Source organism: Micromonospora sp. PRAS1, from assembly GCF_059553435.1.
In genome coordinates this window covers 193,450-207,716 of the sequence record NZ_JCANNB010000002.1, presented here as the reverse complement: position 1 = coordinate 207,716, position 14,267 = coordinate 193,450, and the positions used below count along the sequence as shown (strand labels likewise).

General features: G+C 71.7%; 14 protein-coding genes. 7 read left to right on the top strand and 7 right to left on the bottom strand.

What is annotated here, in order from left to right; genetic code table 11:
• Nucleotides 1-11: 11 nt before the first annotated feature.
• Nucleotides 12-3,554 carry an AAA family ATPase gene (locus tag AC507J_RS03250; protein ID WP_496287537.1) on the bottom strand — a complete coding sequence of 1,181 codons (3,543 nt, stop codon included), beginning with the start codon at nucleotides 3,552-3,554 and terminating at the stop codon, nucleotides 12-14.
• A gap of 178 nt (nucleotides 3,555-3,732) precedes the next feature.
• Here AC507J_RS03250 and AC507J_RS03245 point away from each other — a divergent pair, with 178 nt between their 5' ends.
• A complete protein-coding gene (locus AC507J_RS03245; protein WP_496287536.1) occupies nucleotides 3,733-3,945 on the top strand; it encodes a hypothetical protein in 213 nt (70 codons plus the stop codon).
• Between the two features lie 55 nt (nucleotides 3,946-4,000).
• Here AC507J_RS03245 and AC507J_RS03240 read toward each other — a convergent pair whose 3' ends face one another.
• Nucleotides 4,001-4,693: a Crp/Fnr family transcriptional regulator gene (locus AC507J_RS03240; RefSeq protein WP_496287535.1), complete on the bottom strand. Its 693-nt coding sequence runs from the start codon at nucleotides 4,691-4,693 to the stop codon at nucleotides 4,001-4,003.
• Nucleotides 4,694-4,954: 261 nt separating this feature from the next.
• Between AC507J_RS03240 and AC507J_RS03235 the strand changes: the two genes are divergently transcribed.
• The 6 genes from AC507J_RS03235 to AC507J_RS03210 all read left to right on the top strand — a co-directional run bounded on the left by AC507J_RS03235 (nucleotide 4,955) and on the right by AC507J_RS03210 (nucleotide 9,135).
• Nucleotides 4,955-5,452: a polyadenylate-specific 3'-exoribonuclease AS gene (locus tag AC507J_RS03235; protein WP_496287534.1), complete on the top strand. Its 498-nt coding sequence runs from the start codon at nucleotides 4,955-4,957 to the stop codon at nucleotides 5,450-5,452.
• Between the two features lie 67 nt (nucleotides 5,453-5,519).
• Complete coding sequence (locus AC507J_RS03230) at nucleotides 5,520-5,936, top strand: pyridoxamine 5'-phosphate oxidase family protein (RefSeq protein ID WP_496287533.1); 417 nt, start codon at nucleotides 5,520-5,522, stop codon at nucleotides 5,934-5,936.
• A 238-nt stretch (nucleotides 5,937-6,174) separates the two neighbouring features.
• Entirely contained in the window at nucleotides 6,175-7,203 is a 1,029-nt protein-coding gene (locus AC507J_RS03225; protein ID WP_496287532.1) for a 6-phosphofructokinase, read from the top strand.
• Between the two features lie 133 nt (nucleotides 7,204-7,336).
• Nucleotides 7,337-8,155, top strand: a complete 819-nt coding sequence (gene proC / locus AC507J_RS03220) for a pyrroline-5-carboxylate reductase (protein ID WP_496287531.1) — start codon at nucleotides 7,337-7,339, stop codon at nucleotides 8,153-8,155.
• Between the two features lie 26 nt (nucleotides 8,156-8,181).
• Nucleotides 8,182-8,532 (top strand): DUF2203 domain-containing protein, encoded by a 351-nt coding sequence (locus tag AC507J_RS03215; protein WP_496287530.1) that lies wholly within the window; start codon nucleotides 8,182-8,184, stop codon nucleotides 8,530-8,532.
• Between the two features lie 33 nt (nucleotides 8,533-8,565).
• Nucleotides 8,566-9,135, top strand: coding sequence for a GNAT family N-acetyltransferase (locus tag AC507J_RS03210; RefSeq protein WP_496287529.1), 570 nt, complete (start codon nucleotides 8,566-8,568; stop codon nucleotides 9,133-9,135).
• A gap of 7 nt (nucleotides 9,136-9,142) precedes the next feature.
• On the opposite strand, the gene AC507J_RS03205 is transcribed toward AC507J_RS03210, so the two are convergent.
• The 5 genes from AC507J_RS03205 to AC507J_RS03185 form a co-directional block, all read right to left on the bottom strand.
• On the bottom strand, nucleotides 9,143-9,943 hold the full coding sequence (locus AC507J_RS03205) for an NADPH-dependent F420 reductase (RefSeq protein WP_496287640.1): 801 nt from the start codon (nucleotides 9,941-9,943) through the stop codon (nucleotides 9,143-9,145).
• Complete coding sequence (locus AC507J_RS03200; protein WP_496287528.1) at nucleotides 9,943-10,434, bottom strand: glutathione peroxidase; 492 nt, start codon at nucleotides 10,432-10,434, stop codon at nucleotides 9,943-9,945. Before AC507J_RS03200 ends, AC507J_RS03205 begins: the two co-directional genes overlap by 1 nt.
• An 82-nt stretch (nucleotides 10,435-10,516) precedes the next feature.
• Nucleotides 10,517-11,428, bottom strand: a complete 912-nt coding sequence (locus AC507J_RS03195; RefSeq protein ID WP_496287527.1) for a glycine betaine ABC transporter substrate-binding protein — start codon at nucleotides 11,426-11,428, stop codon at nucleotides 10,517-10,519.
• Nucleotides 11,429-11,529: 101 nt separating this feature from the next.
• Complete coding sequence (locus tag AC507J_RS03190) at nucleotides 11,530-12,417, bottom strand: ABC transporter permease (RefSeq protein ID WP_496287526.1); 888 nt, start codon at nucleotides 12,415-12,417, stop codon at nucleotides 11,530-11,532.
• Nucleotides 12,414-13,793 (bottom strand): quaternary amine ABC transporter ATP-binding protein, encoded by a 1,380-nt coding sequence (locus tag AC507J_RS03185; RefSeq protein ID WP_496287525.1) that lies wholly within the window; start codon nucleotides 13,791-13,793, stop codon nucleotides 12,414-12,416. The genes AC507J_RS03190 and AC507J_RS03185 overlap by 4 nt, the downstream gene beginning before the upstream one ends.
• Nucleotides 13,794-14,267: the final 474 nt, after the last annotated feature.

Sequence of the window (14,267 nt, the reverse complement as noted above, 5' to 3'; positions counted from 1 at the left end):
GCCGTTGGTGGTCAGCCGGCGAGCGGGCGGGCTTCGTCAGCGGGCGGGTGGGCCAGGGCGAGCAGGCCGGGCGCGGCGTTGCGGTGGGCGAAGGCGCGTACCTCGGTCAGCAGCGCGTCGGCCTCCGCCGGCAACGGATCACCGACCGAGGCCAGCTCCCGGACCGCGAAGACCAGCGCCAGCATCCGGTCACTGAGGGCGGGAATTCCGGCGTAGAGCTCGGCGGCGGCCAGGAACAGCTCGGCCGCGTGCCGGTGATCGCCGTCGGCGCCGGTCAGCGCGCCGGTCACGATCCGCAGCGCCGCCTCCGACCAGGGCGTGCGGTGGCCGACCCGATCAAGCATGCCGCGTACCCGGGCTGCCGGCTTGCGCCCGGCGAGGGTGGCCGCCCAGCTGGCCGCGGCGATCCACTCGCCGCTGGCCAGCGCCGGTACCGCCGTCCACGCCTCGGCCAACTCGTCGACCAGGGCGGCGGCCTCGTCGGTACGCCCCTGCAGGGCCCGGCACAGCGCGCCCATCGCCAACATCGTCCAGTGCACCCGGTGGAAGCCGCTGCGCCGGGCGGTGTCCAACGCGTCGGCCACGTCGTCGCGCCCCGGGTCGGCCGGCGGCACCGGCTGCCCACGGAGCACCAGCAGCACCGCCCGCAGGCCGCGTACCTGCATGTCCCAGCTGCCGGTCGGGGTGTGCACGAACGCCTCGGCGGCGGCCAGGAAGCGGCCGAAGTCGCCTGCGAACCAGGACCGGACCGCCTCCGCCGAGTAGCTGGTGGTCAGCGACTGCCCGCTGGCGGTCCGGGCCGGGGAGGCCGACAGCAGTGCGTCGAAGCGCCGCGAGTCGCCCTCCTCGCAGACCGCGTACGCGAGGTTCTGGATGGCCCGGGGCAGGGCGAGCAGCTGCCGGCCCCGGGCGAACTCGACGATGTTGTACAGCTCGTCCAGCCCGGACCGGTCGCCGGCCTGATAGCGGGCGGTGGCCGCGGTGATCCGGGCGTTGGTCCCGGTCTCGGTCAGCCCCAGCCGCTCGGCGATCTCGACGGCGGTGTCCGCCGCGGCCACCGCCTCGTCCCGCTCGTAGTTGAGCATGTGCAACCGGCCCAGCTCGGCGTAGGCGTCCGCCTTCTGGGCGCTGTCCGGCAGCGGCTCGAACAGCTGCACGGCGCGGTCCAGGCAGGCCAGCGCGGCCTGCCGGTCGGCCCGCAGCCAGGCCGCCTGGCCGAGCAGCGTCCAGGCCCGCGCGGCGCACGCCTCGTCGCCGTACGCCAGCAGCCGGTCGGCCAGGGCCGGCAACTGCTCCGGCCCGCCGCCGGAGAGGAACGCGTTGCCGTCCCGGTAGAACGAGATCTCCGTGCTGAGCAGCTCCAACTGGAGCCGGCCCACCGGGTCGGAGTCGTCGGCCAGCCCGAGCGCCCGACCGGCGTGCCCGGCGGCGGCGTCCAGCCCGTGCAGCGCGTACGCCCGGCGGGCCGCCCGGTGCAGCGCGGCGCGTGCCGGACCGGCGTAGTGGGTGGTCTCCATGCCCAGCGACCGGGCGATCTCGTGCGCCGCCCAGCGGTGGTGGGCCAGCACCTCGGCCAGGTCGGTGTCCCGGCTCTGCGAGAGCGTGTCCAGCCAGTCGGCCGTCCGCTCGTGCCGGGCCACCCGCTCGGTACGCGGTAGCCGCTGATAGCAGACGTCGCGCACCAGCACGTGCCGGAATCGGTACTCCGGCTGCCCGGCCATCGTGGAGGCGCCCTGTTCGTGGACGAAGTCCCGTTGCTCCAGCCGGCGCAGGGCCCGCTCGACCGACTCCACCGGCTGCCCGACCGCGGCGGCCACCGCGCCGGGCCAGAACTGCATCCCCACCACCGCCGCGGCCAGCAGCACCGCCCGGTCCTTCGCATCGAGCAGGTCGACCCGGTTGGCGATGACCGCGTGCACGCTCTCCGGCATCGGCAGATCCAGGTGCTTCTCCAGCGACCAGGCCCGGCCGGACTGGCGCAGCGCGCCCTGCTCGATCAGCATCCGGACGTACTCGTGGGCGTAGAGCGGATTGCCCCCGGCCACCTCGATCAGCGGGGAGAGCAGGTCGGCGGAGAACGCGGCCTGGCCGAACATGTGCGCGTAGAGGGCGGCGATGCCGGTGTCCCGCAGCGGTGGCAGGGTGATCGTCACCGAGCCGGTGATGGTGCCGGCCCAGCTCGGATCCCGCTCGATCAACTCGGGGCGTGCGGTGCAGAGCAGCAGCAGCGGTACGTCCCGGGCCGCCGCGCCGAGCAGCTCCACGAAGCGCAGCATGGCGTCGTCGGCCCAGTGTAGATCCTCGAAGACCAGCACGGTCGGGCGGCGGGCGGCCAGCGCCAACAGGAACCGCCGCCACGCCGACTCCGCCTCCTCGGCCGGCAGCGGCGGGCCCGGCAGGCCCACAAGTGGACGCAGCGCGTCGGCCACCCGCTCCCGCTCGCCGGGACCGACCAGTTCGGCCACGGCCGTGCTGAGCCGCTGCGCGGCGCTGGTGGCCGGATCGGTGTCCAGGATGCCCGCCTCGGCCTTGACGATGTCGGCCAGCGCGGCGAACGTGACGTTCTCGCCGAACGGCGGGCAACGCCCGGTGCACCAGGTCAGCGGCTCGTCGACCAGCCGCCCGGTGTGCCGGTGCAACTCGCGGATCAGCCGGCTCTTGCCGATCCCGGCCCGACCGAAGACGGTGACCACCTGCGGGCGTCGGTCGCGCAGGCTGCGGTGCAGGGCGTTGACAAGCATGCCCAGCTCGTGCTCGCGGTCGATAAGCGGCGTGGCGTCCGGCTCCCGGTCGGCGGGTTGCTGGCGCACCGCGGCCAGGGCCAGCCAGACCTCGGTCGGCGCGGACCGGCCGCGCAGGGTGACCGGTGGCTGCTCGGCGTAGCGGATGGTGTCCCGGGTCAGCGCGTGGGTGGCGCCGTCGACGAGCACCCCGCCCGGCGGTGCCACGGACTGCAACCGGGAGGCGGTGTTGACCACGTCGCCGGCCACGATCGCCTGTCCGCCGTCGCGGGCGGCGGCCACGTCGACGAGGGCCTCGCCGGTGGCCACGCCGACCCGGAAGCGCAGCCCGTCGGTGCCGGTCGGGGTGAACCGGGTAAGCACCCGTTGCAGCTCCAACCCGGCCCGTACGCAGCGCAGCGCGTCGGTCTCGGTGGCCACCGGCGCGCCGAACAGCGCCATCACCGCGTCGCCGATGTACTTCTCCACCACCCCGCCGTACTGGCCGACCACCCGGCGGGCGGCCGAGAAGAATCCGGTCTGCATGCCCCGGACCAGCTCCGGATCCGCCCGCTCGACGTACGGGGTGAAGTCGATCAGGTCGACGAAGAGCACGCTGACCCGGCGGCGGTCCTCCTGGGCGATGGCCGCCGGTCGTCCGCTGCCCGGCCGGGGCGCGCCGCAGGCGGTGCAGAAGGCCACGTCCGTGGCGAGCGGCCGAAGGCAGTGTGGGCAGACCGAGCCGAGCTCCGCCCCACAGCCACCGCAGAAGCGGTCGCCGTCGGAGGCGGTGCGTCCACAGCGGTCACATCGCGCGGCGATGACACCCTCCACTGGCCGGCCCCTACGCCCACAGGCGCCCGGTCGAGTATCGCGGACCAGCGCTCTGTCGGGTACCGGGCTGTTGGCTTGTGGACACTGCACCAGCCTCCACCGCTCACCCGGGAACGGCTAGATTCAGGCAGCCGATCGTCGAATTGCTGATCAGGGGGACAGTTTTATGGTCTACGTCATGCTCCAGAAGGAGTGGACCGACGGCAACGGGGTCACCCACCTGGCTGGTGACTCCGTCGACGTCGACGCCGCGACCCTCGCCGCGCTCCAGGCCGAGGGCATCGTCAGCGAGCACGCGGGCTCCGACAACGGCGGCGGCGCCAAGGACGGCAGCGAGTGGGTCGGGCCGGGCAGCGCCGAGTGGGTCGGGCCGGGCAGCGTCCAGCCCTGAGCCGGGGCGCATGACGTGGGGCCGGGGCGCGAGCGCCCCGGCCCCACGTTGCTGCTCAGCGGTCGTTCATGCCGGCGCGACGACGCAGCGCCGGCACGTCGGTGACCACGATCCGGCGGCCCTCGGTACGCAGCCAACCCCGGTTGGCGAACGATCCGATCGCCTGGTTGACGCTCTGCCGGGAACCACCGGCCATCTCGGCGAGCTGGCTCTGGTTCAGCTCGATGGTGATCATCGGGGCCTGACTCTCGCCGGCGAGCCGGACCAGCGTCTTGGCCACCCGGCCGGGCAGGTCGAGGAAGACGTGGTCGGCGTTCTGCTCGGTCAGCCGGCGGATGAGCCCACCGAGCGAGCGCATCACCGCGTCGAGGATGCGCGGGTTCGAGTGGACCAGCTCCATGAAGGCCCCGCGGGACAGGGCGAGGGCGGTGCAGTCCTCGATCGCCTCGGCCGACGCGGAGCGGGTGGAGGCGTCCAGCAGGGAGACCTCGCCGAGCACGTCGGGCGGGCGGATCACCGACAGCACCGCCCGCTCGCCGGTCGGCGCGGTGCGGAACACGGCCACCGCGCCGCGGCGCAGCACGATAAGCGATTCGCCCGGGTCGTTCTCCACGAAGAGCAACTGACCCTTGCGGTACGTCCGGGGCACCGCTGCGGCGATCACCCGCTGGCGGACCTCGGGCTCCAGCCCGGCGAACATCTCGACACCCGTGAGCGCGTCGCCCGGCTCCGGCAGGCGCATCTCCACGGCCCCACCCCTCCCCGGTCAAGGACCCAACTCGCGCACCGGGTGAGCCTGGCGGCCCCTGACGAGGTGATCTGACACCCGTGCGGCGTCCGGCAGCGGTACACATCAGATCATGACGCTCCGGTCGCGTGCTGTACACCCCTCAAATCACTTCCGTGACCGCTTCAGCTGCGGATGCTGCCCGGCGAGAGCGGGGAGAGCGCTCCCGGAACATCCGCCCCGCGCGTGCCGGCGTCCCGGGCGTGGGCGAGGATGGCAGGGATGGCCTACCGCTACTTCTACGACTGTGAGTTCATCGAGGACGGCCGGACCGTCGAACTGGTGTCGATCGGCGTCGTCGACGAGTACGGCCGCGAGTTCTACGCGGTCTCCACCGAGTTCGACGCGTCCCGGGCGGTGCCCTGGGTGCGCCGCAACGTGCTGGACAAGCTGCCCTCGCCGGCCGACCGCGCCTGGCGGTCCCGGGAACGCATCCGCGACGAGCTGTACGACTTCCTGGTCGAGCCGATCCGGGAACGCCCCGGCGAGGAACTCGAGCTGTGGGCCTGGTACGCGGCGTACGACCACGTGGCGCTGGCGCAACTCTGGGGCTCGATGCCCACCCTGCCCCGGGAGATACCCCGGTTCACCAAGGAGCTGCGGCAGCTCTGGGACGACCGGGGCCGACCGCGGCTGCCCAACGCCGCCTCGGCCCGGCACGACGCGCTTGTCGACGCCCGGCACAACCTGGCCCGCTGGCGAGCGATGACCGGTTCGTAGGTTTGGCTCGTCCCACCCAGGGCATCGGGTTCGGCCAGACGGGGTGATGCGAGGGAGTGCCGTCGGTATGGATGACGAGGCGATGACCGTCGCGGCGGGCCGGCACCGGGTCACCGAGCTGATCCGGGCTGCCCGGGTCTGCACGCTCACCACCATCGCGCTCGACGGCCGACTCGCCGGCCGGCCGATGCTCCTCCAGGAGACGGAGTACGACGGCGAGCTGTGGTTCCTCGCGCACGCGGGCTCGTCCACGGTCCGGCAGCTGCGGGTCAACCCGGAGGTCGAGATCAGCTTCGGGGTGCCGGCGCAGCGGTGCTGGGCGTCGCTCACCGGCACCGCGCGGGACAGCTACCAGCGGGAGCGGGCCGAGCGGCTCTGGCAGCCGGAACTGGCCCCCTGGTTCCCCGACGGACCGGTCGCGACCGGTCTGACCCTGATCGCCGTACACGTCACCGACGCCCGCTTCTGGGCCTGGCGAGAGTGAAAGGAAGGGCCCCCTGTTAACGCCTGCGGTATAGGAAGGGCCCCCTGTTAACAGCGGCGGCCGGCGCGCTCGGCTACTGGCGGGTAGCGGGGCACGGTGTCGGACACGCGCCGGTGGCGACTACAGTTCGCAGTGACGGCCCGCCCCGGGCCGGCAACGGCGCCGATGGTCTGACCTGACACATATCCTGGGGCTTGATCGGGCTTGACCAGATGCTCCCCAGGAGGATGAGCGAATCATGCGTATCGGCGTGCTCACCGGCGGCGGCGACTGCCCGGGTCTCAACGCGGTCATCCGGGCGGTGGTCCGCAAGGGCGTCGCCAGCTACGGCCATGAGTTCGTGGGGTTCCGGGACGGCTGGAAGGGGCCGCTGGAAGGACTCTCCCGCCCGCTGGGAATCGCGGAGGTCCGCGGCATCCTGCCGCGCGGCGGCACGATCCTCGGCTCCTCCCGGACCAACCCCTTCAAGATCGAGAACGGCGTCGAGCGGATCAAGGAGAACCTGGCCGCGCAGGGCGTCGACGCCCTCATCGCGATCGGTGGTGAGGACACCCTCGGCGTCGCCACCAAGCTGCACGAGCTGGGCGTCAACGTCATCGGCGTGCCGAAGACCATCGACAACGACCTGGGCGCCACCGACTACACCTTCGGCTTCGACACCGCGGTCAACATCGCCATGGAGGCGATCGACCGGCTGCACACCACCGCCGAGAGCCACCACCGCACCCTGGTGGTCGAGGTGATGGGCCGGCACGCCGGCTGGATCGCGCTGCACGCCGGCCTTGCCGGCGGCGCGAACGTGATCCTGCTGCCGGAGCGGCAGTTCGACGTCGAGCAGGTCGCCGGCTACGTCGAGAAGCGCTTCCAGCACCAGTACGCCCCGATCGTCGTGGTCGCCGAGGGGGCCCAGCCGCTGGAGGGCCAGATGGTGCTGCAGAACCAGGAGCTGGACGCCTTCGGCCACGTCCGCCTCGGTGGCATCGGCCAGTGGCTGGCTGAGCAGCTGGAGGCCAAGACCGGCAAGGAGGCCCGCACGGTCGTGCTCGGGCACATCCAGCGCGGTGGCACCCCGACCGCCTTCGACCGGGTGCTCGCCACCCGGCTCGGCCTCCAGGCGATCGACGCTGCGCACGAGGGCGACTGGGGCAAGATGGTCGCGATGCAGAGCACGGACATCGTCCGCGTCCCGCTCGCCGAGGCCACCCGCGAGCTGAAGACCGTCCCGCTGGAGCGCTACGCCGAGGCCGAGGTCTTCTTCGGCAGCTGAGCCACTGCCTCCGCGCCACCCGCCCGGTCCTGCCGGTCCGGGGATCGTCGCCGCCGCCGGAGTTCCGACGATCTCCGGCGGCGACCCGGGCGGGTAGCGCGGTGGGACGGGAACGAGTAGAGGAGTCGGCGGCATGGTGGGCGGCAGACACACGGTCGCGGTGATCGGTGCGGGCAAGATCGGTGAGCTGATGCTCTCCGGGCTGCTCCGCTCGGGCTGGCCGGTGGACCGGCTGCGGGCCACCGCCCGCCGGCCGGCGCGGGCCGAGGAGCTGGCCGCCCGGTACGGCGTACGGGTGGTGGACAATCTCGCTGCGGTCGACGAGGCCGAGGTGCTGGCCGTCGCGGTCAAGCCGCAGGACGCGGCGGTGCTGCTGGACGAGGTCGGCCCCAAGGTGCCCGCTGACAAGCTGGTGATCTCGCTCTGTGCCGGCCTGCCGAGCGCCTTCTTCGGCCGCCGGCTGCCCGAGGGCACCCCGGTGGTGCGGGTGATGACCAACACGCCCGCCCTGGTGGACCAGGCGATGACCGCCATCTCCGCCGGGGCGCACGCCACCGGCGAGCACCTGGCGCTCGCCGAGGAGCTGTTCAAGCCGCTGGGCGCGACGATCCGGGTGCCGGAGAGCCAGCAGGACGCGGTGACCGCGCTCTCCGGCTCCGGCCCGGCCTACTTCTACCTCCTGGTCGAGGCGATGACCGACGCGGGCATCCTGCTCGGCCTGCCCCGCCAGGTGGCGCACGACCTGATCGTGCAGACCGCGATCGGCTCGGCGGTGATGCTGCGCGACTCCGGCGAGCATCCGGTGAAGCTGCGCGAGGCGGTCACCTCGCCCGCCGGCACCACCATCTCCGCCATCCGCGAGCTGGAGAACCACGGCGTACGCGCGGCGCTGCTGGCCGCCCTCGAAGCCGCCCGTGACCGCGCCCGGGAATTGGCCGCCCAGGCGGAGTGAGTCCGGCCCGGTGCCATACTGGCGCGGTGTTCACTCTCGCCCAGGCCCGGCACCTGGTGGCCACCCTGCACCCCCGCATCGACGAGCTGATCCGGGTCCGGGCCGACCTGACCGAGCTACAGACCGACCTGGCCGCCCACGGCCTCAGCGCGCTCGGCGGCCGGCCCGAGGTCAAGGGGCTGGAAGCCCGCCTGCACGCGATCCTCGACGAGCTGCGGCAGCACGGCATCGAGGTCAAGGGCGTGGCCCCGGTGCTGCTCGACTTCCCCGGCGAGCGCGACGGCCGGCAGGTCCTCTGGTGCTGGTTGGAGGGGGACACCGACGTGCGCTGGTACCACCGCGCCGACTGCGGCTTCGCCGGCCGCCGCCCCGTCTGACCTGGGCCGGATCGCTCGAGGAGGGGACCACTGATGTTCGCCGTACCGCTGGCCGACGATGCGCAACTGCGTCCGCTCAATCCGTGGCATGCCGAGGAGTTCCTGGCCAACCTGGATCGGGCGCGGGAGAGCATGACCCCCTGGGTGTCGCCGGCCTTCGTCGCCACCGACCTGGAGCGGGCGCGGCACGTGTTGCAGCGCTACGCCGACCGGTGGGCCCGCGACGACGGCGGGATCTGGGGCATCTGGTCCGACGGCACGCTTGTCGGCGGGGTGCTGCTGGTGTCACTCGACGTCGACACGGGAGTATGCGAGGCGGGCTGCTGGTTGGAGCCGGCCGCCGAGGGGCGCGGGCTGGTGACCCGGGCGGTCGGCCGGCTCATCGACTGGGCGATCGAGGAGCGCGGGCTGCACCGGGTCGAGTGGCGGGTACTCGCCGGCAACGCACGCAGCATCGCGGTGGCCCGTCGGCTCGGCATGCGCCGCGACGGCGTACTGCGTGAGGTTTCTCCGGGCCCGGACGGGCGACGCGACCTCGAGGTCTGGTCGCTGCTCGCACCCGAGTGGCGGGCCCGCCGAGCCGGCGCGGCGCAGGAAGCCTAGCCGCTGGTCAGCCCCGTTCGGCCTCGGCCAGCGCGGCACGCAGCTTGTCGGCGTCGCCGGGGGACTCCCGTTCCCAGTTGGCCGGGTCGGCGGAGTAGATGCTGCCGTAGGCCGGGGTGTCCGGCTGGAACCGCCAGCTGTCGGCGAGGGCGCCGACGTCCACCGCGTCGTAGCCGATCCGGTCGAGGAAGGCGGTGACGACCGCCTTGGCCTCGGCGTCGTCGCCGGCGATCGGCAGCGCGCTGCGGTCCGCCGCGCCGGTGGGCCGGGCCAGGGTGCGCAGGTGCTTGAAGAAGATGTTGTTGAACGCCTTCACCACCCTGGCGCCGGGCAGGTGCCGTTGCAGCAGTTCGCTGCTGGTGACGCTGCCCTCGTCCAGCTCGGGGAACTGGCCGTCGCGCTGCGGGTAGTAGTTGTTGGTGTCGATCACCACCTTGCCGGCCAGCGGCTGCGGCGGCACCGCCCGGTACGCCTTGAGCGGGACGGTGACCACCACCAGGTCGCCGGCGCGGGCCGCCGCCTCGACGGTGCCCGCACTCGCCGCCGGTCCCAACTCGGCGACCAGGTCGGTCAGGGTGTCCGGGCCGCGCGAGTTGCTCAGCACCACCTCGTACCCGGCGGCCACCGCGAGTCGCGCCACGGTGCCTCCGATGTGCCCGCTTCCGATCAATCCCACGACCGACACGCTCGCTCCTTCCGCCGTACGTCGACTCCGCACGTCCGAACCTACCCGCGCCCGCTGCCCCGAGTGGGCATGATGAGGACGCCGCCCGGCTCGACGCCGGCGGCCTGGCGGGCGATCCCTGATCAGGGAGTGGGGACGGTCTTCTCGACGGCGGTGCGCAGCGCGGGGTCGTCGGGGGTGACCGTCGGGGCGAAGCGGGCGGCCACGGTGCCGTCCGGCGCGACCAGGAACTTCTCGAAGTTCCATCGGACGTCACCGGTGTGCCCGTCGGCGTCCGGGGTGTCCACCAGGGCCGCGTAGAGCGGATGACGGTCGGGACCGTTCACCTCGACCTTTTCCGTCATCGGAAAGGTGACCCCGTAGTTGGCCTGGCAGAACTCGCTGATCTCCGCAGCGCCACCGGGCTCCTGGCCGGCGAACTGGTTGCACGGAACGCCGAGGACCACCAGGCCCCGGTCGGCGTACTCGTCCTGCAGGGCCTGCAGGCCGGCGTACTGCGGGGTGAGGCCGCAGCGGGAGGCGACGTTAACCACCAGCAGGGCGCGCCCCCGGTATTGCGGGAGATCAGCCGGGCCGCCGGTGAGCGAGTTGATCTGGGTGTCGAAGACGGACATGGCGCGAGGCTACCCGCCCGGCGCCGGGTCGGTGGCGGGGCCTTGGCGCCCCGCCACCGGCGGCTGACCGCTCAGGGGCAGGTCAGGACGTGGCACCCAGCGACGAGGCGAAGTCCGGGTTGGCCTTGAGCCACTCCTCGACGGCCTTCTCCTCATCGTCGGTGTGCACGTTGAACATCAGGTCCTCGAGCGAGCCGAGCTGCTCGTCGTCCATCTTGAACTTCTTCAGCATCTCGGTGGCCTCAGGGAAGTCCGCGCTGAAGCCCTTGCGGGCCAGAGTGTGGATCTCCTCGACCTGTCCGAGCGTGCCCTTCGGGTCCGCCAGGTCCTTCAGCGGGTACTTCGCGTAGGCCCAGTGCGGGTGCCAGAGGGTCACCACGATCGGCTTCTGGTCCTTGATCGCGCCGTCCAGCGCGGCCAGCATGGCCGGGGTGGACGAGGTGGTGAGCTTCAGCTTGCCGGTCAGGCCGTACTCCGGGATGACCTTGTCCTGGGTGGCGGCGGTCAGGCCGGCGCCGGCCTCGATGCCGATGATCTCGCCGTTGAAGGTGTCCGCCTTCGCGGCCAGGTCCTCCAGCGAGTTGACGTCGCTGACGTACTCCGGCACGGCGATGCTCAGGCTGGCGTTGTCGTACCAGACGCCGATCTTCTCCAGGTCGTCGCCGTACCGCTCCATGTAGTCGGCGTGGGTCTGCGGCAGCCAACTGTCCAGGAAGAGGTCGATGTCACCCGTCGACAGGCCCTGGTAGACGACCCCCGCCTCGACGTTCTTGAGTTCGACGTCGTAGCCCTTCTCCTCCAGCAGATTCTTCCAGAGGTACGAGGCGGCGATGGCCTCGTCCCAGGCCATGTAGCCGATGCTGATCTTTTTGCTGTCACCGGCGGAACCGCCGGTGGAGTCGTCGGAGTCGCCGCAGGCAGCGACTCCGGTCAGCGCCAGGGCGGCGGTGGCCGCCAGCGCGACCCGGCGCAGCGTCTTTCTACTACTCCACATGAGGAGCTTCCTTTCCCTCGTTACTGTGACCGGCGGAACTCGCGGTAGCGAGGCAGGCGCCGGCGTCGGTGACTTTCCCCGCATGGGGTCCGGACTGTGGATCAGGCTTTCTGCATGGCTCGTTGGGCCTTCGCCGACGCGGTCCGTGCGCCGATCGAGTCGGTGAGCCGGTCGAGCACCACCGCCAGGATCACCACTGCGACGCCGCCCTCGAAGCCCGCGCCGACCTGGGCCCGGAAGAGTGCCGTCGTGATCACCTCACCGAGACCGCCGGCACCGACCATCCCGGCGATGACCACCATCGACAGCGCCAGCATGATGACCTGGTTGACGCCGGTCATGATGGTGGGCAGGGCCAGGGGCAGCTTGGTACGCAGCAGGATCTCCCACGGCGAAGCGCCGAATGCCTCGCCGGCCTCGACGACCTCCCGGTCGACCTGGCGCAGGCCCAACTCGGTCAGGCGTACCCCGGGCGGCATGCTGAACACCACGGTGGCCAGCGCGCCGGGCACGACGCCGACGCCGAAGAAGAAGATGGCCGGGATCAGGTAGACGAACGCGGGCATCGTCTGCATCAGGTCCAGCACCGGCCGGACGACTGCCGAGGCACGGCGGCTCTCCGAGATGAAGATGCCCACGGGTATGGCGAGCAGCAGGGCGAGTCCGCTGGCCACCAGGACCAGCGCCAGGGTGCTCATGGTCTGGTTCCAGATCGGCATCCCGGCCACCATGCCGAGTCCGAGCGCGGTGCCCAGGCCGAACTTCCAGCCCCGCAGCCACCAGCCGAGGGCGGCGAAGATCAGCACCATGACGATCGCCGGGGGCGCGGTCAGCAGGCCCACCAGCGGCTCGACCAGCGACTCGACGGTGGCGGCGATGCCGTCGAAGAGGGCGGAGAGGTGCTCCCGCGACCAGTCGACGCCAGCCTGGAACGCGTCGCCGATCCGGACGTACGGCAGCATGTCGTCGATACTGTCGGCGCTGCTCATGCGGATCCTCCCGTCAGGCGGACCGAGGGCTCGGCGACCACCTGGACCGGTGCCTCCGCTGCGGCGGTGCCGCTTCCGGCCGGCGTCGTGTCGGCGGCCTCACCGGCCCGGCTCGGGTCGGCGGTCGATGCCGTGCCGGCCGCGTCGGCGGGCTCGGACGTGGTGGTGGTCTCGGCGGTGTCGGTGCTGAGGCTGCCCAGAGCACTAAGCAGGGTGACCCGCGGAATCACGCCGGCCAGCCGCCCGGCGTCGTCAACCACGGCGACCGGCGCCGGGCTCTCCGCACAGGGCGCGAAGATGTCGGCCACCGGCGTCGTGTCGTCGACCGTACGGACGTACTCGGTCGAAACGATTTCCTGCAGATTCTTCCGGCCTTCCCGGACCGCCCGTGTGACGGCGTCGGCGGTCACGGTGCCCAGGTACCGCTTGTCCCGCCCGGTGACGTAGACCGCCGTGGTCTGGGTCTCGCGCAGCACCCGGGCGGCCACCCGGGGACCGGCGTCCACGTCGACCACGCCGAGCGGCCGCTCCATCACCGACGAGGCGGTGAGGATTCTGGTCCGGTCCACGTCGGCGACGAACTGCGCCACGTAATCGTTGGACGGATCGGTGAGGATCTCCTCGGCGGTGCCGACCTGGACGATCCGACCGTCCCGCATGACCGCGATGCGGTCGCCGAGGCGCATCGCCTCATTCAGGTCGTGGGTGATGAAGACGATCGTCTTGCCGAGTTGGGCCTGTAGTTCGAGCAGTTGGTCCTGGACCTCGCGGCGGATGAGCGGATCGAGCGCGGAGAACGCCTCGTCCATGAGCATGATGTCGGTGCCGGCGGCGAGCGCGCGGGCCAGGCCGACCCGCTGGCGCATGCCACCGGAGAGTTCCTGCGGCAGCTTGTCCGCCCAGGTGTCCAGGCCGACCATCCGCAGTGCCTCCAGGGCCCGCTCCCGACGCTCGGCCTTGGGCAGCCCCGCCACCTCAAGCGCGTAGCCGGCGTTGTCCAGCACCGAGCGGTGCGGTAGCAGCGCGAAGTGCTGGAAGACCATGCTGATCTTCTCGCGGCGCAGCTTCCGCAGCGCGGCGGGCTTGAGTCTGGTGATGTCGACCCCGTCGACCTCCACCGTGCCGTGCGTCGGGGTCAGCAGGCCGTTGAGCATCCGGATCAGGGTGGACTTGCCCGAACCGGACAGCCCCATGACCACGAAGATCTCGCCACGCCGGACCTCGAAGTTCGCGTCGATGACCGCCGCCGTCACCGGCAGCCCGGCCAGCTTCTCGTCCCGGTGGGCACCGTCGCTGAGAAGTTCGACCGCTCTTTCGGCGCGGTTCCCGTAGATTTTGTATAGGGATTTCACTCTGAGTACGGACACGGTCTCCATCCAACGGACATCCGGTGTGACGACCATTCCAGACAACGCACAAGGGGCCGGGGCCCATCGAAATCAGTCATGCCGTCGCGCTTGCCGGGAGTAGCCCTAGTGGGCGGGAACTGAGCGACCCTACCTGACGCTCACCCCCGGCCGGCAAGGCGAAGACCGCGCCGTAGCGCGAGGTCGTGACCACGGAAACCCTTGCTGTGGGTGATTTTGGTCAACATTTGTGCCCGATTGCGCGGCGAATTCGACCGCATATCCGGATGGCCGGAGGGTGCTGTCTTATCGATCGACGGCGGCGGATTTTATGGAACGTACACAGTACCTACATGGAACCTATGTGATACCTACATAGGACCTACAAATCTGTTGCCGGGCCGCGCGCTGCCGCGCCGGTGCCTGCCGCTCCGTGCCCGGATCGCGCTCGCCTGTCGCCTGTCGGCGCGGCGGGCCGGGGCCTCGACGCGGCCGGCGGAGGCG

What these genes read in the sequence shown, in the direction of transcription:
- AC507J_RS03185 (WP_496287525.1), bottom strand. Translation starts at nt 13,793, where the DNA reads ATGGAGACCGTGTCCGTACTCAGAGTGAAATCCCTATACAAAATCTAC.
- AC507J_RS03245 (WP_496287536.1), top strand. Translation starts at nt 3,733, where the DNA reads ATGCTCCAGAAGGAGTGGACCGACGGCAACGGGGTCACCCACCTGGCT.
- AC507J_RS03195 (WP_496287527.1), bottom strand. Translation starts at nt 11,428, where the DNA reads ATGTGGAGTAGTAGAAAGACGCTGCGCCGGGTCGCGCTGGCGGCCACC.
- AC507J_RS03190 (WP_496287526.1), bottom strand. Translation starts at nt 12,417, where the DNA reads ATGAGCAGCGCCGACAGTATCGACGACATGCTGCCGTACGTCCGGATC.
- proC (WP_496287531.1), top strand. Translation starts at nt 7,337, where the DNA reads ATGGTGGGCGGCAGACACACGGTCGCGGTGATCGGTGCGGGCAAGATC.
- AC507J_RS03200 (WP_496287528.1), bottom strand. Translation starts at nt 10,434, where the DNA reads ATGTCCGTCTTCGACACCCAGATCAACTCGCTCACCGGCGGCCCGGCT.
- AC507J_RS03235 (WP_496287534.1), top strand. Translation starts at nt 4,955, where the DNA reads ATGGCCTACCGCTACTTCTACGACTGTGAGTTCATCGAGGACGGCCGG.
- AC507J_RS03210 (WP_496287529.1), top strand. Translation starts at nt 8,566, where the DNA reads ATGTTCGCCGTACCGCTGGCCGACGATGCGCAACTGCGTCCGCTCAAT.
- AC507J_RS03225 (WP_496287532.1), top strand. Translation starts at nt 6,175, where the DNA reads ATGCGTATCGGCGTGCTCACCGGCGGCGGCGACTGCCCGGGTCTCAAC.
- AC507J_RS03230 (WP_496287533.1), top strand. Translation starts at nt 5,520, where the DNA reads ATGGATGACGAGGCGATGACCGTCGCGGCGGGCCGGCACCGGGTCACC.